17 protein-coding genes and 1 tRNA gene are annotated in these 24,441 nt (G+C 34.4%); 6 read left to right on the top strand and 12 right to left on the bottom strand.

Translation table 11 applies throughout. The annotated features are described in order from the left end of the window. Window positions 1-2: 2 nt before the first annotated feature. The 5 genes from NBT05_RS07380 to NBT05_RS07360 all read right to left on the bottom strand — a co-directional run bounded on the left by NBT05_RS07380 (window position 3) and on the right by NBT05_RS07360 (window position 8,847). Window positions 3-1,910: a RagB/SusD family nutrient uptake outer membrane protein gene (locus NBT05_RS07380; RefSeq protein ID WP_265772850.1), complete on the bottom strand. Its 1,908-nt coding sequence runs from the start codon at window positions 1,908-1,910 to the stop codon at window positions 3-5. Window positions 1,911-1,920: 10 nt separating this feature from the next. Next, on the bottom strand, window positions 1,921-5,040 hold the full coding sequence (locus tag NBT05_RS07375) for a SusC/RagA family TonB-linked outer membrane protein (protein WP_265772849.1): 3,120 nt from the start codon (window positions 5,038-5,040) through the stop codon (window positions 1,921-1,923). Window positions 5,041-5,746: 706 nt separating this feature from the next. Continuing rightward, complete coding sequence (locus NBT05_RS07370) at window positions 5,747-6,535, bottom strand: AAA family ATPase (protein ID WP_265772848.1); 789 nt, start codon at window positions 6,533-6,535, stop codon at window positions 5,747-5,749. 123 nt (window positions 6,536-6,658) lie between these two features. After that, window positions 6,659-7,870 (bottom strand): lycopene cyclase family protein, encoded by a 1,212-nt coding sequence (locus NBT05_RS07365; protein WP_265772847.1) that lies wholly within the window; start codon window positions 7,868-7,870, stop codon window positions 6,659-6,661. A gap of 11 nt (window positions 7,871-7,881) precedes the next feature. Next, window positions 7,882-8,847 carry a Brp/Blh family beta-carotene 15,15'-dioxygenase gene (locus NBT05_RS07360; protein ID WP_265772846.1) on the bottom strand — a complete coding sequence of 322 codons (966 nt, stop codon included), beginning with the start codon at window positions 8,845-8,847 and terminating at the stop codon, window positions 7,882-7,884. 316 nt (window positions 8,848-9,163) lie between these two features. Between NBT05_RS07360 and NBT05_RS07355 the strand changes: the two genes are divergently transcribed. Next, window positions 9,164-10,618 (top strand): aldehyde dehydrogenase family protein, encoded by a 1,455-nt coding sequence (locus NBT05_RS07355; RefSeq protein WP_265772845.1) that lies wholly within the window; start codon window positions 9,164-9,166, stop codon window positions 10,616-10,618. A 480-nt stretch (window positions 10,619-11,098) separates the two neighbouring features. Here the strand turns inward: NBT05_RS07355 and NBT05_RS07350 are convergent. Continuing rightward, window positions 11,099-11,171: transfer RNA gene (locus tag NBT05_RS07350), tRNA-Met, on the bottom strand. A gap of 478 nt (window positions 11,172-11,649) precedes the next feature. On the opposite strand from NBT05_RS07350, the gene leuC reads away from it, so the two are divergent. The 4 genes from leuC (at window position 11,650) to leuB (ending at window position 17,382) form a co-directional block, all read left to right on the top strand. Continuing rightward, window positions 11,650-13,062 carry a 3-isopropylmalate dehydratase large subunit gene (leuC, locus tag NBT05_RS07345; RefSeq protein WP_265772844.1) on the top strand — a complete coding sequence of 471 codons (1,413 nt, stop codon included), beginning with the start codon at window positions 11,650-11,652 and terminating at the stop codon, window positions 13,060-13,062. A 302-nt stretch (window positions 13,063-13,364) separates the two neighbouring features. Then, on the top strand, window positions 13,365-13,961 hold the full coding sequence (leuD, locus tag NBT05_RS07340; protein WP_265772843.1) for a 3-isopropylmalate dehydratase small subunit: 597 nt from the start codon (window positions 13,365-13,367) through the stop codon (window positions 13,959-13,961). Between the two features lie 140 nt (window positions 13,962-14,101). Further along, a complete protein-coding gene (locus tag NBT05_RS07335; RefSeq protein ID WP_265772842.1) occupies window positions 14,102-15,625 on the top strand; it encodes an alpha-isopropylmalate synthase regulatory domain-containing protein in 1,524 nt (507 codons plus the stop codon). Between the two features lie 698 nt (window positions 15,626-16,323). After that, window positions 16,324-17,382 (top strand): 3-isopropylmalate dehydrogenase, encoded by a 1,059-nt coding sequence (gene leuB, locus NBT05_RS07330; protein WP_265772841.1) that lies wholly within the window; start codon window positions 16,324-16,326, stop codon window positions 17,380-17,382. Between the two features lie 196 nt (window positions 17,383-17,578). Here leuB and NBT05_RS07325 read toward each other — a convergent pair whose 3' ends face one another. The 4 genes from NBT05_RS07325 to NBT05_RS07310 all read right to left on the bottom strand — a co-directional run bounded on the left by NBT05_RS07325 (window position 17,579) and on the right by NBT05_RS07310 (window position 21,126). Then, window positions 17,579-18,544, bottom strand: a complete 966-nt coding sequence (locus NBT05_RS07325) for a hypothetical protein (protein WP_265772840.1) — start codon at window positions 18,542-18,544, stop codon at window positions 17,579-17,581. A gap of 83 nt (window positions 18,545-18,627) precedes the next feature. Then, the gene (locus NBT05_RS07320) at window positions 18,628-19,824 is read right to left on the bottom strand and encodes a hypothetical protein (RefSeq protein WP_265772839.1); all 1,197 of its coding nucleotides are present in this window, start codon (window positions 19,822-19,824) and stop codon (window positions 18,628-18,630) included. A gap of 83 nt (window positions 19,825-19,907) precedes the next feature. After that, a complete protein-coding gene (locus NBT05_RS07315) occupies window positions 19,908-20,579 on the bottom strand; it encodes a hypothetical protein (RefSeq protein ID WP_265772838.1) in 672 nt (223 codons plus the stop codon). After that, window positions 20,566-21,126, bottom strand: coding sequence for an RNA polymerase sigma factor (locus NBT05_RS07310; protein ID WP_265772837.1), 561 nt, complete (start codon window positions 21,124-21,126; stop codon window positions 20,566-20,568). Before NBT05_RS07310 ends, NBT05_RS07315 begins: the two co-directional genes overlap by 14 nt. Before the next feature lie 297 nt (window positions 21,127-21,423). On the opposite strand from NBT05_RS07310, the gene NBT05_RS07305 reads away from it, so the two are divergent. Then, window positions 21,424-22,860 (top strand): BLUF domain-containing protein, encoded by a 1,437-nt coding sequence (locus tag NBT05_RS07305; protein WP_265772836.1) that lies wholly within the window; start codon window positions 21,424-21,426, stop codon window positions 22,858-22,860. Here NBT05_RS07305 and NBT05_RS07300 read toward each other — a convergent pair. Both NBT05_RS07300 and NBT05_RS07295 read right to left on the bottom strand, forming a co-directional pair. After that, entirely contained in the window at window positions 22,857-23,297 is a 441-nt protein-coding gene (locus NBT05_RS07300; RefSeq protein WP_265772835.1) for a BLUF domain-containing protein, read from the bottom strand. The two genes, NBT05_RS07305 and NBT05_RS07300, sit on opposite strands and share 4 nt — an antisense overlap. A 4-nt stretch (window positions 23,298-23,301) precedes the next feature. Continuing rightward, entirely contained in the window at window positions 23,302-24,321 is a 1,020-nt protein-coding gene (locus NBT05_RS07295) for an AraC family transcriptional regulator (RefSeq protein WP_265772834.1), read from the bottom strand. Window positions 24,322-24,441 lie beyond the last annotated feature (120 nt).

Genomic DNA, 24,441 nt, shown 5'->3' with positions numbered 1-24,441 from the left:
TATTATTCAAAAATATTCCAATTTAAATTTGCATCAATTTCATCTTGAGGCATCGGTAAATAGGCATTGTCACTTTCTGTAAATCTCTGGGCACCCAGGGTATTATCAGCAATGGTAGGCTGACTGGAAACTACAGGCCCATGGGGTGAGAAATGCGCTGGCAAGTCCTCACCGTCTCTAAACGAAAAGGGTTTAAAACGCCTGGGGTGTTTCCCATTACTATTTACTTCCATATTGACAAAACTATAACTTACACTGGCTAAATCCTGTAAGCGTTGTTTATAAACTCCCCAACGTCTTAAGTCCACCGGTCTATTACCTTCAAGTGATAATTCTAAGGGACGTTCTGTAAATCGCAAATGTTCTGTTAAGTTAGCCGCATTTACCGTTTGCATACCGTTGTCAGGATTAAAATCGATATCATCCATATAGGTAGTTTGTCCATCAGCAAATTCTGCACTCGGATCAGTTTCACTTCCTAAAAGAATAAGGTGAGAGCGCTTTCTAATTCTGTTAATATAACGTAAAGCTTCAGAAACGTCTCCTTTTTCTATCATACATTCTGCATACATCAAATATACATCTGCTAGTCTTATTAAAATTAAATTGATATCCGATTGATTATTAAACTCTGTAGAGTCATCTTCACCTTCACCCTGGTTATCTATATTCCAGTGAATGTATTTTTTAAACATATTTTGCCTGATTCTACCGTGTGGAGGTTCTCCTCCCGCATTCCCCAACTCCCCATTAGTAACTCCGTAGATCGGAGCATCGGGATCATCTGCAGAAGACATACTATTCTGCATTCTCAAACTGTAGATTCGAAATCTGGTTTCGGTACCTGTAATTTCACCCCGGTTATCAAAAATGGGAGCATCCGTACGGGTGTTTGCAGGATCTAAGGTGTCAATTTTTTCTTCTCTGTATTTTAGGGCTAGCCAGGTAGCGGGTTGTAAATTAAAACTTTGCAACCTATGGGAAAGATTGTGTGTAAGGCTGCGTTCTCCAGTTTCAATTAATTGAATATCGGTAGTATAATTGATTTCAAAGATAGATTCTGGTCCAAATTCTTCAATTCCGGTAAATATTTTTGAAATATCGTCTACCAATTGGTATCCATAATTATCTATCACATTTTTCAAATGTATTTCTGCATTTACAAAATCATTTTCATAAATATAACTTTGCCCAAGTAATGCTTCACAAGCTCCCGCAGTAATACGCCCCAGGTTATCACTACCAAATTCACTCCAGGCGTCGTAGGAATTAGGAAGGTTATCCATCCCAAATTTAAGGTCTTCCCTGAAAAACGATTTTACATCATCTGAGGTAGAAAGTGCGGTTTGAAATTCTTCAAAAGTAGATGGAACTTTTCTTAACAAGGGAATATTACCTTCATTAAAACTATGATTTAGGGTAAAATAGTAAAACCCCCTTAACGCTCTTGCCTGCGCTAAAATCCGTTCACCCAGTTCTCTTTCAGTATCTGATACATAGGTGTCTTTTAATCTTTCATAAGCTTCTATCACCTGATTTGCTCTAAATACCCCTAAATATAAATTATTCCATCGATCTCTGACATATCTAGAGTTTACATTAAAGGTCTGATCATACATCTCATTAGGTGCCAGCATATTTCTCCATTGTAAATGGGTAGCGATATCTGCTCTAAGATTTTCATTTTCAATCCCCAGAATATTATTATTCTTTAGGACGCTATACACCGACGTTAATCCGGCATTTAAATCGTTATTATTTTGCCAGAAACTACCAGTGGTCAGTTCATTTGGGTTCACCTGTTCTAAAAAATCTTCATCACAGGAAAGTAAAACTACACTGATTAGTAATAAGGTAGCTACTTTGACGGTGGCTAAGCTGTTAAAGTATGTTTTTATATTTTTTTTCATAACCTTAATTTTAAAATTTTACTTGTAGTCCTAGTTTATACTGACGACTAATGGGAAAGGTTCCTAAATCAATTCCCCGTTGACTAAAACCATTGTTTCCTACTTCCGGATCGTACCCGGTATATTTTGTTAATGTAACCAGGTTTTGCCCCTGGAGGTAAATCCTAAAAGTACTTATTCCTAATCTGTCAATTATTTTTTTAGATAGCGAGTAGCCTAAGGATATATTTCTAAGTCTGATGAATGAACCATCTTCTAACCAGAAATCAGAGCCCCCCCGATACGATGCCGTGTTTCTCGATTCCCATAAGGGTATATTAGAAGTTGTGTTTTGGGTAGTCCATGAATAATATAAATCCTGATGGGTACCGGATTGGTAGGCATAGGCCTTACTTCCATTCATAATTTCAGCTCCATACGACCCGAACCAACTCATAGAGAAATCAATACCTTTATAATTAGCATTAAAGTTAACCCCCATTTCAAAATCCGGAACACCGCTACCTTTATATACTTTATCATTTTGGTCAAGGATACCATCTCCTGCATCCGGAACCCCATCACCATCCGTATCTACGGTAAGTTGATCTATATACCTAAAACTACCGATTTCTGCATCGGGATCATCAACTTCTGCGGTATATGCATCTAATTCTTCTTGAGTGCTAATAACACCATCTGTTTCTCTTAGAAAAAAGGATGCTGCTTCAAAACCTTCTGTAATTACACTTACACGTTCAGGAACATCACTTCTGTTTGAAACAAAACTTTGGTCTAAAAATATAATGGGATTGTTATCACTGGTTTTAGTTACCCTATTTGTATTTTGAGAGTAGGTAATACCGGTATTCCAGTTAAACCCTCCTTTACCACGATGTCTGTAATTTACTGCATATTCAATTCCAATATTTTCCATATTTCCAACATTCAGGATAATATTTCTATTATTTCCAAAAACCCCAGTTGACGGTGCATTTACCACGTTGAAGAGAAGGTCTCTCTTTTCGTTTCTATAATAATCTCCGGAGATAGTCAGGCTATTTTTAAATAAACCCAAATCAAATCCTAAATTGGATTCAACAGAGGTTTCCCACTTTACGTTTTCATTAGCAAACCTTTCCTGAATCGTACCAAAGGATAAGGTTTGACTACCACTTACACCAGGCGAAGCATTCGTACTTCCAAATACGTAATCCTGGCCTAAATTTACAACGGCTTGATTACCATACGGAGTGAATCGGTCATTACCCGTGGTTCCATAGGTGGCTCTTAATTTTAAACTGCTGGCCGAAGCGCCCAGGTTTTCCCAAAAATATTCGTCTGAAACATTCCAGGCAAGCATTACTGATGGAAACATCCCCCACCTGTTTTGAGGACTGAACTGTGAGGAGCCATCTCTACGGATACTAGCGCTAAACAGGTATTTCCCATCATAGTTATACTGAATTCTTCCTAGATACCCAATAAGTGTTCTTACATTATCCCTACCATTTGATGCGATATTAAAGGTCTGTGTATATCCGTCAAAAACTGATATTTGCTCATTAGCCTGATCTCTTTTTTCTGCTTCAAAGAATTGTGTTTCGGACCTTTCAATAGAATTTACTAAAAGTAAGGATAGGTTGTGTTTTCCTATAGATTTATCATAATTCAAAATTCCTTCAAAAGTTAATTTTTCATATTCAAAAAGGGAAGTTCTTTTTGAAGTGACTTCAAAGGGTTGCGGTGGAATTAACACTCCTTGTGTATTAAAAACGTTCAGTAAAGGAATAATTCTATCTCCTTTTCTAGTGTTGTATTGAGCTCCACCACGAGCGGTGAGTTTAAGACCTTCTAAAAGATTGTAGTCAATCTGAACATTAGCTCCGGTATTGCTTCCGTCTAAAACATTCGTTGAATTTAAACGCCTGGCGACAAATCCTAAGTTTCGTACCTGACCTAAACCTTCTGCGAAATCCGGTTCAAACTCCGTTACATCTGTTAAAGCTGTTTCTCCCAGGTTAATAGGTGGCTGAAAAGGTTTATATTCAAATATCTGAGAAAATACATTGCCCAGTGGTCGTTCTTGACGGTCTCTGCTAAAAGTCAAACCTGTAAAAACTTTCCAATTTCCTTTTTTAAACTGCACGTTAGATCTTAAGTTTAAACGCCGATAAGCGGAATTAACCATGATCCCTTCTTGATCAAACAGGTTGATATTAAAATTATAAGTTAAGCCTTCTGCCCCTCCTGCGACGTTTAGAGAATGGTTTTGAACCGCCGCCAAATCATTTAAAATATTATCTTCAATATTTGTATTATTAGTAAACCAGTTGGCATTTCTGTGAATTTCTGCATTAATATTATCAAAAGGTTTATCAGATGTATTGGAACTTCTTAATAAATCCAGATAAGTATATTGATACGATTCCATAAACGGAGTGTATGAGGTAATTTCCTGAACGCCATATTCGCCATTTAATGTAATATCCATTTGACCCACTTTACCTCTTTTGGTTGTAATTAGAATCACCCCCCCGGCACCTCGGGTTCCATAAATAGAAGAAGAGGCAGCATCTTTTAAGATATCAATACTTTCGATTTCGCTAATACTTAATTGCGGATCAAAGTCATAGGGGATTCCGTCTACTACATATAAAGGACCGTTTTGTCCATCTTGTAGAGAAGAAAAACCACGAATAAGAATATTTGCTGTTTCTCCCGGCTGTCCTGTACTTGAAGTAACACTTACCCCGGATATTTGTCCTTGAAGCGCCGTACCAATATCCGTAGTTGTCATTCTAACCAGTTCTTCTGCTTTTACCTGACCCACTGCACCTGCGAGCTCCTTTTTTCTTTGGGTTCCATATCCTATGACTACAATTTCTTCGAGGTTTGATACATCCGGTAGCATTATTACGTCAATTATAGTATTTCCAGATATGGCTATTTCTTGTGTTTGGAAACCGACATAACTAAAAACCAAAGTTGCATTTTCATTTGCCTTAATTTCATAATTTCCATCAAAATCCGTAACTGCTCCTATCGTACTACCTTTTACAAAAATACTGACTCCGGGTAGCGGTACCCCTTCACCGAGGACGTTACCGCTTATGGTAGTTGTTTGCGCTTGCATTACAAAAATGAACATAACAAAAAGAAATGTTATATAGATAGTTTTGTGTGAACGCTTACTACTGCTAAATTCCATATTATGAATCGTTTTAATTAGTTCTACAAAGATTCACTATACGAATACTTCTACTTGCCACAGATGTTTTTTTTCATAAGACAAATGGTTTAACCTTAACAAATTGTTAATTAACCTAAAAAATTAGTTAATGCGTCTCTTTATCAACGGATTGAATACATTATTCAAAATAAAATAAGTTAATAATTTAGGTTTTCTTTAAATAAGTAGTACTTTTTTAACTATTGTTTATTACCAAAAAATGATGCTACCTTAACAAATAATTAATTTTAGTCCGTTCAATTAGTAGGGAAATATGTGTCTTTTTTCTATTGTAGGTTTAGTTTCTTTAGATACTTATTTCTTAACATTATTGTCCGGTAAAGATTCAAGACCCGCCTGCGGACGGGCAGGTCGCTATCGCTTCTAGAAACAAGAATCAAGACTAATCCTTATAGTATTGAAAATCAATATTTTAATAGATATATAGGTTAAAGAACAAATTATTTTTAAAAAAGTGAAAAAGCAACCTCCAAACAGTTCAAAGTTTGGAATTACCTTATTTTACTATGTCTTCTAAACTTTTATTTATTTTAACCGGATACTAATAATAACTAAAGTAAGTTTGTGATAGCATGGTTTTCGTTTAAAAACAATCCACTACCACTTAAAAATGCCTTAAAAATGCACCTGGGTTAGTTAGGAACGATTTGGTAATTGAATAATGATCAGTTTCATCAAGTGCAGTTTTTTTCATACCCATATCTGTTATTTCATAGATCGTAGCATCAGGATACGCCATCAACATGGGAGAATGGGTAGCGATGATAAATTGAGAATTAAAATTTTGCAAATGCTCTTGTAAAAAATACATAAATGCTAATTGTTTTGAAGGGGATAACGAAGCTTCTGGTTCATCCAGCAGGTAAATGCCCCGCTGATTTACCATTTGGTTCATAATGTGCATATAGGCTTCTCCATGAGAAAAGGTGTCCAACTCTTGTCCGTAATTTCTGCGAACCTGGTGTAATTGATAATTCGCACTATCTTTCATCTGCTGAATAATATGATCCGGAACGTCCTCATCTAAAATTCCCATTTGATTGTGTAAATTAACATCCGCACGATGCACACTATTTAGATAATCCCCAAAGTCTTCTGCCCTAAAGAAAAAACCTACGGAACGTTCAATATTCCATTTTAATTCTAAATAAGGCAGTAATTTTCTGGCTGCATCAAAACATTTTTTATGGTATCCCCTCCCATCCATATGAGGAAGCTGTAATCTAAAGGCAATAGATTCTAATAACGTAGATTTTCCAGAACCATTCTCCCCAATAATAAAGGTGATGTTATCAGACACATCAATATTTTTAGCAAATTTTATAGCCGGAACATTATAGGGATAAGGATGATCTCTATCTGTTTTTAAATGTATGGACGCTAAATAGGACATAATCTCATAATAAACAAACTACTACTTCAATAATTTTTACATAGATAAGCATCGAGAACTAATATTTTATTTTAGATAAAAATGACAACTTCTGTTGATTTAGAAATTACTACAAATTCAATATTAATTTTTAGAGAAAATAGCTCTTATAAATGGCCATTTAGGTAGCCTTATCATAAATAAAAATTCTTCTATAAGGTTTGTTTCTTCATCTAAAAATTTAAACAAAATATTTACTTTTGACAATTGAAACATGGCTATAAAAAGCTTGGTGCCATTGTGTTCCTGATGCTTTAACACTCTTAATAAAAGCAAATCATAATACCTAAATCGCCAGGGTATTAATTTATTTACATGCTTTTGAGGCTTTTCATTTTTTAAATTCTGAATAATCTCTTTAATAAACTTCTCTGATCTTTTAAAAGTGAACCCGGAGGAAGGTTTTGTCCATCCTGCCGCAATACCAATTTTAATAATCTTTTTAGAAGGGTTTTTGTCGAAATCAAATGCTGTCATGGGGACAGGTCTTATCGGATACTCCTCTTCCACAATTTCATAAGTTACATCCGGGTAATATATATTTAGGTATTCCTCTAATTTTTGCTCATATATTTCTCGTTCTAAACGATAATTAGCAAACAGCGTAAATTCAACTAGAGCTTCTGTTGTTGAGGTAGGAAGAATATAGGTAAAACTTGTTGAATTTTCCCATTGTAAGCGAAAATCCATAAAAGTAAAGGTATTTGGATCAAAAATAGGTTGATCCGTTTTAATAAACCAACCTACAAAAGTCTGTTTGATGTATAAATGATCTTCCTTTTTTGAAAAAAACTTTTCTTCTACCCGACTATCAAATACGTAATCACTAATAATTTTATGAGCATCCGTTTGAAGCGTACATTTACCATTAGCCTCTGCGACAGATAAAACGTTTTGGTTTAAAAAGGTAAAACAATCGTCTTTTTTTAAAGCATTAATACAATAGTTATAAAAATCTATAGAATTTATTTGTTTGTAAACTAAAGGAGCTATACTTTTTATTTGTTTGTTTTTTTTACGGTCAAATACTTCTATATGCTTCCAGCTTTTCTTGACAATCTCATCCCAATGTCCTTCGCCATATTCCCAATAGCAATAAGTTTTATCATTTTCGTTTTTAATTTCTGCATCTACAATTAATATTTGTTTATTACTGAAGAAGGGGTCTGATTTCATCTCCATAGCCAGTTTTAAACCGGCAACCCCCATACCTATAATGGCATAATCAAAAATAAGTTTGCTGTTAATGGTATGGGAATTAGAAGAAGCTAAAGTTGTGTGAAGAACGTTTTTCATAATTCTAAATTTTATTTAATAGAAGCGATCATTTTACCAAAAAGGAGAAAATGAGGCGCTGTCAGAATAGATATAAGGATAAAAAATAATAAGGTATAATCTCCTAGTAAATTAAAATACCGATCGATAATGATAATACCTATTAATCCAAAAAGGGTTAGTATTGAGTATAAGAAGGTTTCTTTATAGTATTTCTTAATAGTATAACTTGCCCCTTTCTTTGACCGAAACATAAAGATTTGTTGCATTGCTTTTATAGAATGCCATACTCCAAAATAAAATATAAAGCCAATGAATAAAGGCGTGTAATAAAAAACACATATCAAACTAAACAGAATCAGGATCTCCAGGACAAAATCAAGTGTTTTCATAAATTTATTAATGAATAAATAAATAAAACCAAAAAGGTTTGCCAATTGAAGCCCAAGGAACAGGAACAATGCGTTCGATTCGATAAATTTATAAAAGTCATGCTCTTGGGTAAAATATGGAAATATGCTAAATAACGCCTTTTGTGTGCTTTCTAAATGAATGATCATTATGGAACATAATAAGGTAACCCCCCAGAGTAGATAGAGAAGTTGTGATACTTTTCTATTTTCTGAAGGCAGGTAGCTATACAATTGTGATTCACCAAAATGATAGGCAGACATTAATATAAAAGCTACAAAGCCTATTAATGGAGAAATAAACCAAACTAAAGCAAACAATACCATTTTAAGGATAGAAGAATATATATATGCTTTGTCCGTAGTCGATTTCTCATCCTGACTATCTCTTAATTTTCTAAAGATAATATGGTCCATTGAACCGTGAGGTAAACCTAAAAAAGTAAAAACTATTAAGATAATTGCAAATTGTACTTGCTCAGATAAAATTGTGATCGAAGATATAAACGGAAATGCTACCAGTGTAATTATTAATAGTAGCAAATTAAGCCATTGAACCGGCTGTGATTTTTTTTGTACCCCTAGCATATTGAATGTAATTGATCATCTAAATATATCAAATATCTTAAGAGAATTCTATAGGACTCATTAATTTAAGAAGTAATGTTAATGGATTTATAATTTTTTTAGTAGTTATATATTTGAATCAACCAAAATTTACGGATAGAAGTTTAAAAAATAAAAATTTCTCAGGCTATGCCATTATGGTTTATTCCCTAGAACTTGATATCTACTTAAAGTTTATAATTTTAAGTTCTCATTCTAATATTTCCAAAGTTCTTAAGTATCAATCAAATAAAATCCGATTTTTAATATTATTTTTAGTACTTATTATTTAAGGCTTATGGATTTAGAACACCCACCCCTGTATAATGAGGTTATTAAAAAGAATGATACTCATCAAGTAATTCAACAGGCAAGAGAAGCATTTCAATTATGGTCTGCTTATAATTATGATGAAAGAAAGCAATTTTTAAAAAAATTACGAACTGAAATCACTAACCGGATAGAAGATATTGCTGCCGTCATACATCAAGAAAATGGCAAAACCTATGAAGAAGGGCTCCTGGAAGTTTTTTCTGTTTTACATCATACTACTTATGTAATTAAAAGATTAAAAAAGGTTCTTAAACCAAAAAAAATGTCTTCCGGTTTTATGATAAATTACAAGGCCGAAATACAATACCAGCCTATGGGAGTTATCCTCGTGTTAGCTCCCTGGAACATGCCTTTTTACACACCATTCAACCAAATAATTGAAGCTATTGCTGCCGGAAATTCGATTGTTTTGAAATCCTCAGAAGTCACTCCGGGCGTAGCCGATATTATTAAAGAAATTACGGAAAAAGTTTTTCCTGCTAAAAATATGGTCCAGGTAGTACACGGTGGTAAGGAAATTGGAATAAACCTGGTACAATCTAACGTAAATAAAATTGTACTCACCGGACGATATCAAACGGGGCAATCTGTAATGCGCAATGCCTCAGAAAATTTAACTCCTCTATTATTAGAATTAGGGGGCAAAGACCCTATGATTGTTTTAAGTGACGCTGATCTAGATATAGCAGCTCAAAAAGCCGCATGGGGTGCTTTTAGTCTGGCAGGTCAAGCATGTATATCCGTAGAACGTTGTTATGTAATGGAGGATGTATTTGAAACTTTTTTAAATAAAGTTGTTGATGAAACCAAATACCTAAAAGTTGAAAAAGATATTCCCAAAATTGCGCAAACACAACAAGTCGATATTATTGTAAACCAAGTTCAGGATGCCCTTTCTAAAGGAGCCAGATTAGTTTTTGGAGCTTTAGAAAATATAACAGGAAATAAAGTACCTCCCATGATTATGGTTGATGTTACAGAGGATATGTTGCTGATGAAGGAAGAAACCTTTGGACCTGTTCTAGCAATTATCCCCATTAAAAATGCTGCACAAGCTGTAGAAAAAGCAAATAATCACGATTATGCTCTGGGAGCCTCTGTTTTTGGAAAGAAAGAGGTTTCAAATATCACCAAAAACCTGAGAGCGGGTATGGTTTCTATCAATAGCATGTGGGTATATACTGCGATTCCGGCACTTCCTTTTGGAGGTTTTGGCAAATCCGGTTTTGGGCAAATCCACGGGGATCAGGGTATCTTAGAATTTTGTCACCCTAAATCTGTCGTCAAAGAAAAGTACAAGCCTTTTTTAGACCTAACCCGTTTTAGAGTTAAAGAAGTCATTTCTTCTCAAAAAATCATTTCAATTTTACGTTTCTTTTATGGCAAAGGTCGTTTAATGGATGTCTTTAAAAAAGAATAATTGATGCTTTTTTATTAAATAAGAAGATGTTGTGAGAAGCCTTTAGAAAATGGCCTAGCTATTATAATCCATTAGTGTTCGGTAAAGATTCAGGACCCACCTGCGGACGGGCAGGTCGCTATTGCTTCTAGAATCAAGAATCAAGACTAATTATTACAATTTTGAAAATCAATAATATAAAATTATCCAGGTCAAAAAAAACAAATTACTTTTAAAAAGTAAAAAAGCAACCTCTAACTACTTTAAAGTTTGGAATTGCCATATTTGACTATACTTTATAAGCTATTACATATTTTAACCGGACACTAATAATCATAATCTATAAAAAAAGTCACAACAATTAAGTCATGACTTTTATCTTAGTAGCGGGAACAGGACTTCCCTCGACTCGTACCTCACTTGGGATAAACTTCTCGCCCTTTACACTCACTTTATAAAATAAAAAAAGTCACAACAATTAAGTCATGACTTTTATCTTAGTAGCGGGAACAGGACTCGAACCTGTGACCTTCGGGTTATGAGCCCGACGAGCTGCCTACTGCTCTATCCCGCGATATATATTTTAAGATATTAAAGATAATTCTTTAATAAATAATTTCAAATTTTCAATAATAGCACTCTATGCTGAGGTTCTCGAAACTTATGCTGAGGCTCTTGAAGCATCCCGCGCTATTGGACGGCAAATATACAACCTTTTTCAACTTCAAAACAAAATTTTAAGAAATATTAGTAAAAATAATTATTGAACAATGTAAATACTACCTTAGTCCTTTGCCACTTCTCCTACCTAATCCGATTTTAATATATTGACAAATAAATCTTTACTACTTAAAACACAAATTTTCAAAAAACACAATACAATCCGGTAATTTCTTGACCATCGTAGAGGCTTTTAAGAATTTTTAAGGATGTTCGGTTTCAAATCTGTATTTTTGCAGACAGAATTTTAGTGAAAAAGCAAAATTAACCTGCTTAGTTTACAGGTTTCGGTTAGATCTTCCCGGAAAAATTAGATTGTTAAATGCAAAACGATGAGTAAAACATTATTTGATAAAGTTTGGGATTCACATGTAGTACGAAAAATTGAAGATGGACCGGATGTATTCTTTATAGATCGCCATTTTATTCATGAAGTCACTAGTCCGGTTGCTTTTCTAGGTCTTAAAAGTCGCGGGAACAGCGTTTTATACCCTGAAAAAACCTTTGCAACGGCAGATCATAATACGCCTACTATTGATCAGCATTTACCGGTAGCAGACCCATTGTCTGCCAACCAGTTAAAGGCCTTAGAAGAAAATGCAAAAGAATGGGGTATTAGTCACTGGGGGCTTGGGCATCGAAAAAACGGAATCGTACATGTAGTAGGACCAGAAAACGGAATTACCCTCCCCGGCTCCACCATTGTTTGTGGAGATTCACATACTTCGACTCATGGGGCGTTTGGTGCTATTGCTTTTGGTATTGGAACTTCAGAGGTAGAGATGGTATTGTCTACGCAGTGCATTATGCAACCTAAGCCTAAAAGGATGCGTATCAATATTCACGGTACTTTAGGATTAGGAGTAACCCCTAAAGATGTGGCACTTTATATAATTTCCCGTTTAACTACTTCGGGAGCTACTGGGTACTTTGTAGAATATGCCGGTGATGTTTTTGAGAATATGACCATGGAAGGTCGTATGACGGTTTGTAACCTTAGTATTGAGATGGGTGCTCGTGGCGGTATGATTGCGCCGGATGAAAAAACCTTCGATTATATAAAAGGAAGGACGTATACGCCAAAAGGAGCTGAATGGGACAAAGCAATGACTTACTGGGAAACTTTGTATACGGACAAGAATGCCATTTTTGATAAGGAATACAACTTTAATGCTACTGATATTGAACCTATGATTACCTACGGTACAAATCCGGGTATGGGTATGGGTATTACTAATAAAATTCCGGAAGCACATACGATTGGTGGCGGAGAATCTACTTATAAGAAATCATTAAACTATATGAAGTTTGATGAAGGACAGGATATGATCGGTAAAAAAGTGGATTATGTTTTTTTAGGAAGTTGCACAAATGGCCGTATCGAGGATTTCAGGGCTTTTACTTCGCTAATTAAAGGAAGAAAAAAAGCGGAAAACATAACCGCATGGTTGGTGCCCGGATCGCACGAAGTGGAAGACCAAATTAAAGAAGAAGGATTACTGGATATTATTACGGAGGCTGGATTTATGCTAAGAGAACCTGGTTGTTCTGCCTGTTTGGCTATGAACGCGGATAAAATCCCGGCAGGAAAGTTAGCGGTAAGTACTTCTAATCGAAATTTTGAAGGGCGACAAGGACCCGGTTCCAGAACCTTACTGGCAAGTCCACTGGTAGCTGCGGCAACCGCAGTAACCGGTGTTGTCACCGATCCAAGGACTTTATTAAAAGAAGAAGCAATTGCTTGAAATAGTTCAGAGTTCAGAGTTCAGAGTTCAGAGTTCAGAGTTCAGAGTTCAGAGTTCAGAGTTCAGAGTTCAGAGTTCAGAGTTCAGAGTTCAGAGTTGTAAGGAATTGAATTCATAATAGAAATTGTAATAACGACTTTATAAAATTAGAATGTTAATTAATTATGAGTAATATTTGGCACTAACTAGCTTAGTTTATAACTCATAACTGATAATAATGCAGAATACAGGATTATAAATTCAGAAGTAGTGGTAATCAATCAACTTCACTTCTTAACCTTTTAAAATTCATAATTAAAAAAATGGCCTACGATAAGTTTACAATATTGACCAGTACCGCTGTTCCGCTTCCTATAGAAAATGTGGATACGGATCAAATCATTCCTGCACGTTTCTTAAAAGCTACGGAACGTAAAGGTTTTGGCGATAATTTATTTAGGGATTGGCGGTATAACAACGATGATACGCCAAAAGAAGATTTTGTTTTAAACCAACCTAAATATTCAGGTAAAATCCTGGTAGGTGGTAAAAATTTTGGTTCCGGTTCTTCCAGAGAGCATGCAGCTTGGGCGGTTTACGATTATGGTTTTCGATGTGTGGTATCTAGTTTTTTTGCAGATATTTTTAGAAATAACTGCCTGAACGTGGGTGTATTACCTGTACAGGTAAGTCCAACATTCCTACAAAAGATTTTCGAACAAACCCAAAAAGATCCGAATTCTGAATTAGAGGTGAACCTTCCTGAGCAAAAAATAACAATTAACGCTACCGGGGAGTCCGAATCTTTTGATATTAATAGTTATAAAAAAGAAAATCTGCTTAATGGGTATGATGACATTGATTATCTTACCCGGATGAAATCCGAAATTCAGGAATTTGCAAAAGATCGACCATTTTAGACAACTATTTTGGGCGTTCGAGCGGGCTATCCATTACAATTCCTCGCACTTCTCCCGAAAGCTTTCGGGATCAGGCTGTGGGATTTTCATTACTATCCCTAACGCAAATTTAATTTATAAGATAAAGATATACTAAAAAAATGACCAAGCGAGCCCTGGAAATTATGGATACTACGCTCCGTGACGGAGAGCAAACTTCAGGTATTTCTTTTTCTGCTTCTGAAAAATTAACGATCGCCCAGCTTCTTATTGAAGAATTAGGCGTAGATCGTATTGAAGTGGCATCTGCCCGGGTCTCGCAAGGTGAATTTGACGCGGTAAAAAATATTATCGAATGGGCTACCGCAACTAATCATCTAGATCAGGTAGAGGTCTTAACTTTTGTAGATAAAGGAAAGTCTTTTCAATGGATGGAAAATACCGGTGCAAAAGTGCAAAACCTTTTGACCAAAGGTTCTTTAAACCACCTGACTTATCAATTAAAAAAAACAGCAAAACAACATTTTTCTGATATTGCTGATAATTTAAAAGAAGCAGCAGAAAGGGGAATTACCAGTAATATATATTTGGAAGACTGGAGTAACGGTATGCGTAATTCTAAAGAATACGTTTTTGAATACTTTGATTTTTTAAGTACCCAGCCCGTTAGAAGAATAATGCTTCCGGATACCTTGGGGGTTTTGATTCCGGATGAAACATCTACTTTTCTTAAGGAAATAAGAGAAAAATATCCACAAATTCATTTTGATTTCCACGCACATAACGATTACGATCTAGGTGTTGCTAATGTTATGGAAGGGATTAAAGCAGGAATGAATGGCTTACACCTGACCATGAATGGGATGGGAGAACGGGCGGGTAATGCTCCGCTAGCCAGTGTAACCGCGGTAATTAACGATTATTTTCCGGATGTAAAAATCAACGTAAAAGAATCCGAATTGTATAAAGTAAGCAAACTGGTAGAGACCTTTTCCGGATTTAAAATCCCGGTAAACAAACCGGTGGTCGGTGAAAACGTGTTTACCCAAACCGCCGGAATCCATGCGGACGGTGATAATAAACACAACCTGTATTTTAATGATTTGATGCCGGAACGCTTTGGCAGAAAACGAAAATATGCCCTGGGCAAAAGTTCCGGAAAAGCCAGTATTGAAAAAAATCTGGAAGAATTGGGCTTAAAACTAAGTCCTGAAGATATCAAAAAAGTTACCCAAAAAATTATAAAACTTGGGGATAAAAAGGAAGTGGTTACCCAGGATGATTTGCCTTATATTATTTCTGATGTTTTAGACAGCAATTTATACAAAGACACGGTTAAAATTAAATCCTACGTGCTAAGCCATGCCAAAGGATTAAAACCTACGGCTACGGTAGCAATCACTTTTGACCAAGAAACCGTGGAGGAGCATGCCAGTGGTGACGGACAGTACGATGCCTTTATGAATGCTATTCGTAAAGTATATACGGCTAAAAGTAAAACACTTCCCTTATTAGTGGACTATGCCGTACGCATTCCCCCAGGAAGTAATTCGGATGCGTTATGTGAAACTGTTATTACCTGGAAAACTGAAGAAAAAGAAATTGTTACCCGCGGACTGGACTCTGACCAAACGGTATCCGCCATTAAAGCTACGCAGAAAATGTTGAATATTATAAGGGGGTAGTTGGTAGTTGGTAGTTGGTAGATGGTAGATGGTAGATGGTAGATGGTAGATGGTAGATGGTAGATGGTAGATGGTAGATGAAAAATAAATTTTAAATAATTAGAAGTGGTTTAAACTTTTCTGATTGAAGCGAAAAATAGGTATTTTTTGCTTAATTGAAATCATTTTTCAGTTGCATAGCCGTAGCTACGGAACTTAAAAATGATAAAAAGTAAGTGAAAAAGAACATTTTGCAGCCAATTAAGGAAAGTTTAAACAACTTCTTAAAGTAAGAATATCATTAATAATCCTTTTAGCAATTATTATTACTTCTTTGTATTCTGATAACAGTACGGACAATGGAGCTTCAAATAATTTAATTGATACCAAGAATTGAACTTCCAACATTTAAATGAAAAATAATATGGTGATTTCAAACAACAAATTGATAGAATTTTAGACGATATAGTTGGACTTACATATGAAGATTTTGAAGGTAACAAAGATTTATTTTGAAAAAGAAATAAAAAATTAGCGAAACTACTGTAAAATGAAAGATTTAGATAAATGAAAAAGGAACTTTGATAAAAGTATCTAAAAGAAAGTGATCACATTAAAATTCTGAAGACTTAAAAATATCTATATAAATTATAATAACTATTACACTTTGTACTTAATACATAGTACCTAGTACTTAAAACAAAAAGTAAACCAAAAAAATGAACCTAAACATAGCATTACTTCCCGGAGATGGGATCGGTCCTGAAGTTATTGATCAAGCTGTAAAAGTTTGTGATGCGATCGCAACAAAATATAATCATCAAATTAACTGGACCAAAGCATTAACCGGTGCCGCAGCTATCGACGCGGTAGGTGAGCCTTACCCGGATGAAACTCATGAGATTTGTGAAAAAGCTGATGCAGTATTATTCGGAGCTATTGGTCATCCCAGATTTGATAATGACCCTTCAGCGAAGGTAAGACCGGAGCAAGGATTATTAAAAATGCGTCAAAAGTTAGGTTTGTTTGCTAACGTTCGCCCTACTTTTATTTTTCCTTCTTTAATTGATAAATCTCCTTTAAAAAGAGAACGTATTGAAGGCACGGACCTGGTTTTCTTTAGAGAATTAACAAGTGGTATCTATTTTGGTAAAAGAGGACGAGAAGACAACGGCGATACTGCTTACGACACGTGTACTTATAAACGTGAAGAAATTCAACGATTGGCTAAAAAAGGTTTTGAAGCAGCCATGTCCAGAGGTAAAAAGTTATGTTGCGTAGATAAAGCCAATGTATTAGAATCTTCCCGATTATGGAGAGAGACTGTACAGGCAATGGAAAAAGATTATCCGGAAGTAGAAGTAAGCTACGAATTTGTAGATGCGGTTGCGATGCGATTAGTACAGTGGCCTAATTCTTATGACGTATTAATTACCGAAAATTTGTTTGGGGATATCCTAACTGATGAAGCGTCAGTAATTTCCGGGTCAATGGGGTTAATGCCCTCTGCTTCTTTAGGCGAAAAAGCTTCGCTTTTTGAACCTATTCACGGGTCGTACCCACAAGCTGCAGGAAAAGATATTGCAAATCCTTTAGCTACCGTATTATCTGCGGCTATGATGTTTGAAACTGCCTTTAACTTAAAAGAAGAAGCAGAAGCTATCAGAAACGTAGTCAATAAATCCTTAGAAGAAGGATATGTAACCGAAGACCTGGCTGAAGGCGGTACCTCCTATAAAACCAGCGAAGTTGGAGATTGGTTAGTTAACAATCTATAAATATTAGAACTGTTCTATCATAAAACCCGGAAATAAATAACATGCGGTATTTATTCCCGGGTTTTATCAATTTCTATTATCAACTTTATTAGTGTCTGGTAAAGATTTAAGATCAATATTGCTTCTAGAACCAACAATCAAGACTAATTATTATAATACATAGCTGAATTAATATTTTAAAATCTTTAGTTAGCGCCTAAAGCCCCATAAAAACCTTAGAAGTATATAATTGATCTGTTAAATACCGTAAAGAGGATTTCCATTTATTGCTTATACCAACGTTTGTATTTAGAGTAGAAGGACTTCTCTTAAAAATAGTTTCAAAGAAATCTACTTCATATGCTTCAACTTCACTGTCTGCATCATAAACTCTTAAATTAGCACTCAACTCCGTTTGTTTTTTATCACTGGCAGATGTAGCTACCTTCTCTTCACTACTTAAAAAATCATAACCTAAAGAGGTTGTAGGGTTAGCTTCTTCTCCTTTCTCCTTTTCTTCTAGGGTTACATACAATAAATATTCGGTTCCCAGTACTTTTCTTAATTCCTGAGGTGAAGAGTTTCTTAGTTTTTCATAATTAATTCCGGCAGCAAGTAGTTTTTTAATGACATCTTCTTTACCCAAAACCTTGATTCCCGAAGTTGCAGCTTTTTGTGAAGTCAAGGATACCATAAGGTCCGTAGCATCTTTAGATAAAGTTTTATCGTATAGCTTTCCTTTCGTAAATTTTACCGGAATAATTGCCATGGTTTTTTTAGTGAATAACGGAAGTTCCGGAGCTTTTTCCTCAATAAAATCCGAATAAATAGAGGCACTTTGATCGGTAGTATTCGTGCCGGGAACTACCGTAACTGGTGCTGTTTTTTCAACTTTCGGACTGACAACTTGAGCTTGAACCTGAGAAGTATTTCCTTCCTTGCTTCCAAAATTTTGAGTTCTTCCGTTGGCAAAAATGATCTTATCAACCCCTTTTGAATTAATTTCGTTAGTAACACTTTCTCCCGGATAGGTAAAACTAATGGTATTATCAGTAACCTTTGTTACCTTTACCTGTAGTATCTGACCATCTTGAGCCATGATAATATCGTTTTTTAACGAGTTCTCCTGTGCAAAAGATTGTAATCCCCATAAAATTGCCACTGCAATAACTAAATTTCTCATTTTCATCTCCATAATTTTAAATATCATTTTTGTTCTCTACCTAAATTAGAAAATTTAATTTTCTATATTATTCGTTGTTTTTATTATAAGTCAAACCGCAAACCTACGGATACAAAACGCTCATCTTCTACCCCATTGTTAAATATGGTATTCAGATCGTATTTTCCATAAATAGAAAACCCTCCAACTCCGATATACGCACTTAACCCATAGATATAACGATTCACATCATAACCATCGATATATTGTCTCCTTAAATATACCAACCCTCGGTTACGCTCATAAGTTTGCAGCGTTTGTCTGGCATGTACATTAAACCCTGCATACCCTCCGAAACCTATCTTTAATTGACCTTTAGTGGAGTAATAATTAGACTCACTGGTTTGTTTTAGTCTGGTAGACCCTATTTCAAAATGAATAGGTACGACCAGGTTGTTTACTACAAAACGTGACCTTCTAATCTCCTCATTTGCCACCCTTAACTGTGTTAAGCCATTACGCTCTGCAAAATAGCGATTGCCGTTAGGTGCCAGGATATTCGTTTGATAAGATAATCCGTATTTAATACGAATTCCGTTTCTACGTACTAAAGGGGTCTTTAAGGCAAACCCAAATTCAAAGAAACGAGAGTTTTCCAGGTCATAATAACGTTCATCTTCTATATTTTCCTGGCTAACTTCTGTAATTTGATCAAATTCCTCTCTTATTGTATTAGATAAACCTCCGGCTAACACCAGGTCTACAGATGTTGGTGTTGATATCCATAATTTCTTTTTACCTATAGGTGCTATCTGTTGATTTCGCTGAATAGGTTGCTGATATTGATAACCTCTGGCAGGTTGAGGATATTGATATTGTCTTACCGGTGGTCGTTGCGGATATCCTTGTGGCTTTGCAGGAGATACGCTATTTCTCTTGTCAAAATAAGTATCTATATCTGAAAAAATCTCGCTGTCCCTAGTTTCTCTTACCGTATTTCCGGAACCGTTTAAGTGAGTAATAGCTTGTCGTAAGTACGTCTGGCGTTCTTCAATTTTCTTGGCAGTTTTTTCCGCAGCTTGCATTTTTAACCGGTTGGCTTCGTTAACCCCAATAACTCCGTTGTCTAACAAGCTATTAATATTGTTAATTTGTACTTTTAAATTTTGTTTTTCCTCTTCTTTTATTTCATCCAATTGTTGATTTAAAATAGCAAGAGTTTCCGTTTTTCCGACGTTTTGAGCAGTAACCTGTTTATTTACAAATAATAAGAGCAGTAATAGGAATAGAAAGTGTTTCATAGCGTTAATATTTAAATAGTCTTTTTAAAAGATTGACATCTCATTTGAATAAAACTGGATGAACAACCAAAATATGTGAGTTTTTAATTTGAAAGAATTGTTTTAATTTTTGAATAACTGTGTTTTATATTTTTTAAAAAATTATTTTCTTTTTCTGTCAGCGTTTCTTTATCCAGGTCAGAAAGCATTTCGTAAGCGATCATTTTCCTATTTTCCTGAAGATGTAACTGCTCCTTTTCTATAATTCGTTGCTGGGCTAAAGTCAATAAAGAATCTACTTCACTTCTCTCTGTAATACTAACAATACGGTTAGCACTTGTATCTTTCTTTAATGTATTCTCCTGAAATTTATCCCATAAGAGGTCATTCTCTTTATGTTCTTTCTTCAAAAAAACCTTTAGCGTCTTATTTTTAGGAAGGCTAGTTGAATTTGCCTTATTCTTTACAACTTGCGTACTTAATGTATTATTAGTCACAACAATTGATCCATTATTAACCTTATTTGTAGAATTACAATTAAAAGCAAGTGTATTTGTTGTAAAAGGATTATAAAAACCATACGGATTTAGCGGAAGAGCTGAAATAAAAATAACAACACCTACCGCAGTCATAATTTTTACTCGTTGTATCCTTTTTTTTCTACGTGTTGCAGACTTCAACTTACCAGAGATTGTAGTCCACGCATCCTTATTAGGATCAATCGTAAAATCTTTTAATACCTCTTTTGTATACGCATCTACATCAAAGTGATTCATATCGCTGTTTATAATTTTTTATATTCTCCTGAAGGATCTTTCGGGCTTTACTCAATTTTGACTTGGAAGTACTTTCAGGTATTTCAAGCAATTCAGCAATTTCACTATGCTTATATCCATCAATGGCATACAGTATAAAAATTGACCTGCAATTATCCGGAAGTCTATCTATAAATTTCAATAAATATTCCGCATCATTCTTTAAAGTGATTCCTGAATTAGTAACTTTTTCATAGCCTTCTGTATTGGTATCAAAAACTAAACTTCGTTTTTTCTTTAGAAAATTGATGGATTCATTGATCATAATTCTTTTGACCCACCCTTCAAAACTTCCTTTACCACTGTAGGTATGCAATTGTAAAAAAACCTTCAAAAATCCCTGTATCGAGACATCTTCGGCAAATTGAAGATCTTTTACATACCTTCTACATACCGCTAACATTTGAGGGGCATATTTTTGATAAAGCGTATGTTGTGCCGTATGATCTCCCTTTTTAGCATTTGAAATCAATGCTTTTTCATTCGTAAAGAGAGAAATTATTTTCATACGGATCTTATTTCAGAGCTTACCTTATATTATAGTAGACAATTATTTGTCTAAAAAAGTTTAATAACTATACATTATTCATAAAACTTTAACATTTTAAGGTTAACATGTTGTTTTTTAACGCCTAAAGCATCATTTTGCCGTTATGGTCTATTCTAAGATTATTTTGAGCTAACCTCTAATTAATCTTATTTATTAAAACTATAATCTCAAGTGTTAAAATGTAAAAAGGAGTTTAAATACTTTTGAGGTACTCATTTTACTCAAATCAATTTTATCCTAAGAATAGGAACTTTTATGTTACAAATTATTCCTGAAAACATCTTTGATTCTTTTCAAACTATTGCTTCTGAACTTGATGCTGATATACAAGTACTAAGTGAATTTTCTACCATACTTACCCTACAAAATAAAAGTACAGAAGGAGAAATTCGATTATTACAGATTTTTAGTGGTGTATATGCCATATTATTTGATTTAAGCGTAAAAGAAAAAATCACTTTTACTTTAAAGACCACAGATTCTGCAGTTATCTCCTGTTTATACCACCGATCCGGAAAAGTAAGCCACAAAAGTGATTTTAATATTGAGTATAATAAAATTGAAATTTTACAAAATATTATCATAGCAAATAATACTGAACAGAATGACCATTTGATTTTTGAAGGAGATCGACTGGTACAATTGAATATGATTATTATGGTAGAGGACCTTCTGGTAAATACTGAAGATAAAGAGATTGATATCTTTAAAAGTTCAATTTATAAATTGTTTACAGAATTGCACCAGAGACAGTCGTATCGGTATTTCGGACAAATTAGGGCACAGGTACTGGAACAACTGGAGTTTCTGATCGAAAACAGAGGTACGGATACGTTAAGCCTTATGATGAACAAGGCTGCTACCCTCATGTTATTAGCCAGGCAGTTCTTTTTCCAAGAACAATTTGCAAATAATTCTGATATTACTATTCCTTTAAAAAGGACGGAAATTGAAAAGATTGCAGCGCTTAAAGAATATATCGTGGCACATCTTGGACATCAAATTACAATAAACAAGCTTATTGAAATTAGTGGTTTAAATTCTAAGAAAATTCGATCTGGTTTTAGGTATTTGTTTAACAGTACTCCTCAGGATTATACGACAAAGCTACGGATTAAGAAAGCTGTTGAATTATTAGATACTACGGATAAGAATATTTCTGAAATCTCCTACGAAATTGGGTTTTCTAATCGTAGCTACTTTTCTTCGCTCTTTCAGAAATATATCGGAATGTTACCAAAGCAGTACCGAAGTTCGGATAAAATTAAAAATTCGTTATATCAGCTATCTTACAAATCTGTTGCCAAGCCCGGAATTACCCAGGCAGATATTGACGATATTTTAAATTCTTCTTACCGAAACAATGGGGATCGAATTGTTACCGGATGCTTGATTTATGATTTTAAGGAGTTTTTTCAAATTCTGGAAGGTAAGAAAGAAGATGTTTTATTTATCTATCAGAAAATTAAAGAAGATTCCCGACATCTTGATATTAAAGTACTTCAACAAGATTTAACCGAAGAAAGATATTTTACTAATTTCTCTATGGCTAACCTTAATGCCGTAGGTAATACCAAAATTGAGCAATTACTAACCATTTATAAGTATCACTCAAATGATATCAATCGAACTTCTAAAAAAAATACTTCGGATTTTTGGGTTGCTATAAAAAAGCTATTGCTTACTATCTAGATAAAATTAGTCTCCGGATTTTCTTTAAGAGAGTTTACATGCGCTCTTAATACCTGTATACTTGGAATTTCAGGCTCTTCTTTAAAACGATCTACCAGTACTGATTTCATAAAATTTTCATCTTCACTCTTAAAATCTTCAAATAGCTTTACGTTAAAAAAGATCATATTCCATTCTTTAAACAGACGTTTTGGTGTCTCCTCATGAAATAAAAGTTCAACCGAATGATGGCGGTTATCTTCCTGAATTCTACCGTATAAATCGCTAATAGTATGCTGCTCGCCTTCTATCATTTGTAAAAACTGGGAGTTTCCATAAAAGATACATCCTGACACTTCATTTATTTCATTAAAATGTCGAGCATGATACAACATAGATCGAATTTGATTATGCGTAAAATCCGGTGCCATCGTTGACTTGTAGATTAATGTAGTCATAGCTTTATGAAAGAGAAGTATCTTTTAGTTTTTTAAAATCTTTAGGTAAAATATTATAACGTTCTTTAAAAATTCGGGTAAAGTAACTTCGACTAGATAAACCGATTAAGTATGTAATTTCTGATAAGGTCAAATTGGTATTACTAATTAAATTCATAGCAGTTTCTAACCTAACATCACGTATGTATTCATAGACGGATTGTTTGTACAAATATTTAAATCCTGCCTGCAATTTTACCGGAGAAAGTCCGGATAGTTTTGTCAATTTATCAATACTTATCTTTTCACTTAAATTATCTACAATAAAGTCACAGATATATAAAATTTTGGACAATTCCTTTTTTGATATCGAATCTATTGTTGGATTATCTTTTTGATAGGCCTCGTATCCTCCTATTTGAGAAGAAAGTATGTTTAAAATACTTGCTTCGACAAATAATTTACCTACCACACCTTTTTTATCATTTTCTATTAAAAGTTTGAGGTAATTAGCTGTCTGACCAGAGAGTAATCCTTTATAGTCATAAATCTTATCCGTATTAAAGTCTGCAAACATTTGCTTTAAAGCCTCCGTTAGGTAATAAAGTGATCCGCGTTGATTTTTTTTGATCTGTTTTTTTAGAACATGGATATCACTCATTTTAATATGAACTCCCGGTGCTACCGTAGTGAAATTTCTTTTGTCTTTGGGACTGTGTAAAATGATGTTATTATAAGCTTCTAAAAGATGGGATTGTTTTCCGTTCTTAAATTGATGAATAATTTGACCTTCTAAAAAAAATAGAAAGTAAATAGGGTTCATAAAAGTTTCGTCAATATCAAATTTTGTTTCTTTAAAAAAAGTGATATCATAAATAAGGGCATCTAAGCCGGGTGATAGTACATGACCCGTAATACAACCTTTAGCCTTTTCATTATCAACCTTAAAAATATAAGTATTTCCTGAACGCATTAATTTACCACCCAATTGCTCAGCAATTTTCTTAAGCAATTCTTTAAGATTATGTTCTTTGAGCTGAATCATTTACTAAAATTTACATCAGTACCACTTCACTCGGAAATATAAAAATAATAAATAACATATATGCGCACTTATTACTTTAAAATAATACTTACATATCAACAGATTGTAGCTTAAGCTTAA

The sequence above is a fragment of the Aquimarina sp. ERC-38 genome, from assembly GCF_026222555.1.
Lineage (GTDB): Bacteria > Bacteroidota > Bacteroidia > Flavobacteriales > Flavobacteriaceae > Aquimarina.
The sequence above is the reverse complement of the archived record's forward strand: the minus strand, read 5'-3'. Positions and strand labels throughout refer to the sequence as shown.

What these genes read in the sequence shown, in the direction of transcription:
- leuB (WP_265772841.1), top strand. Translation starts at nt 16,324, where the DNA reads ATGAACCTAAACATAGCATTACTTCCCGGAGATGGGATCGGTCCTGAA.
- NBT05_RS07380 (WP_265772850.1), bottom strand. Translation starts at nt 1,910, where the DNA reads ATGAAAAAAAATATAAAAACATACTTTAACAGCTTAGCCACCGTCAAA.
- NBT05_RS07310 (WP_265772837.1), bottom strand. Translation starts at nt 21,126, where the DNA reads ATGAAAATAATTTCTCTCTTTACGAATGAAAAAGCATTGATTTCAAAT.
- NBT05_RS07295 (WP_265772834.1), bottom strand. Translation starts at nt 24,321, where the DNA reads ATGATTCAGCTCAAAGAACATAATCTTAAAGAATTGCTTAAGAAAATT.
- NBT05_RS07355 (WP_265772845.1), top strand. Translation starts at nt 9,164, where the DNA reads ATGGATTTAGAACACCCACCCCTGTATAATGAGGTTATTAAAAAGAAT.
- NBT05_RS07305 (WP_265772836.1), top strand. Translation starts at nt 21,424, where the DNA reads ATGTTACAAATTATTCCTGAAAACATCTTTGATTCTTTTCAAACTATT.
- NBT05_RS07375 (WP_265772849.1), bottom strand. Translation starts at nt 5,040, where the DNA reads ATGTTCATTTTTGTAATGCAAGCGCAAACAACTACCATAAGCGGTAAC.
- NBT05_RS07320 (WP_265772839.1), bottom strand. Translation starts at nt 19,824, where the DNA reads ATGAAACACTTTCTATTCCTATTACTGCTCTTATTATTTGTAAATAAA.
- NBT05_RS07300 (WP_265772835.1), bottom strand. Translation starts at nt 23,297, where the DNA reads ATGACTACATTAATCTACAAGTCAACGATGGCACCGGATTTTACGCAT.
- NBT05_RS07325 (WP_265772840.1), bottom strand. Translation starts at nt 18,544, where the DNA reads ATGAGAAATTTAGTTATTGCAGTGGCAATTTTATGGGGATTACAATCT.
- NBT05_RS07365 (WP_265772847.1), bottom strand. Translation starts at nt 7,870, where the DNA reads ATGAAAAACGTTCTTCACACAACTTTAGCTTCTTCTAATTCCCATACC.
- NBT05_RS07335 (WP_265772842.1), top strand. Translation starts at nt 14,102, where the DNA reads ATGACCAAGCGAGCCCTGGAAATTATGGATACTACGCTCCGTGACGGA.
- NBT05_RS07360 (WP_265772846.1), bottom strand. Translation starts at nt 8,847, where the DNA reads ATGCTAGGGGTACAAAAAAAATCACAGCCGGTTCAATGGCTTAATTTG.
- NBT05_RS07370 (WP_265772848.1), bottom strand. Translation starts at nt 6,535, where the DNA reads ATGTCCTATTTAGCGTCCATACATTTAAAAACAGATAGAGATCATCCT.
- NBT05_RS07315 (WP_265772838.1), bottom strand. Translation starts at nt 20,579, where the DNA reads ATGAATCACTTTGATGTAGATGCGTATACAAAAGAGGTATTAAAAGAT.
- leuC (WP_265772844.1), top strand. Translation starts at nt 11,650, where the DNA reads ATGAGTAAAACATTATTTGATAAAGTTTGGGATTCACATGTAGTACGA.
- leuD (WP_265772843.1), top strand. Translation starts at nt 13,365, where the DNA reads ATGGCCTACGATAAGTTTACAATATTGACCAGTACCGCTGTTCCGCTT.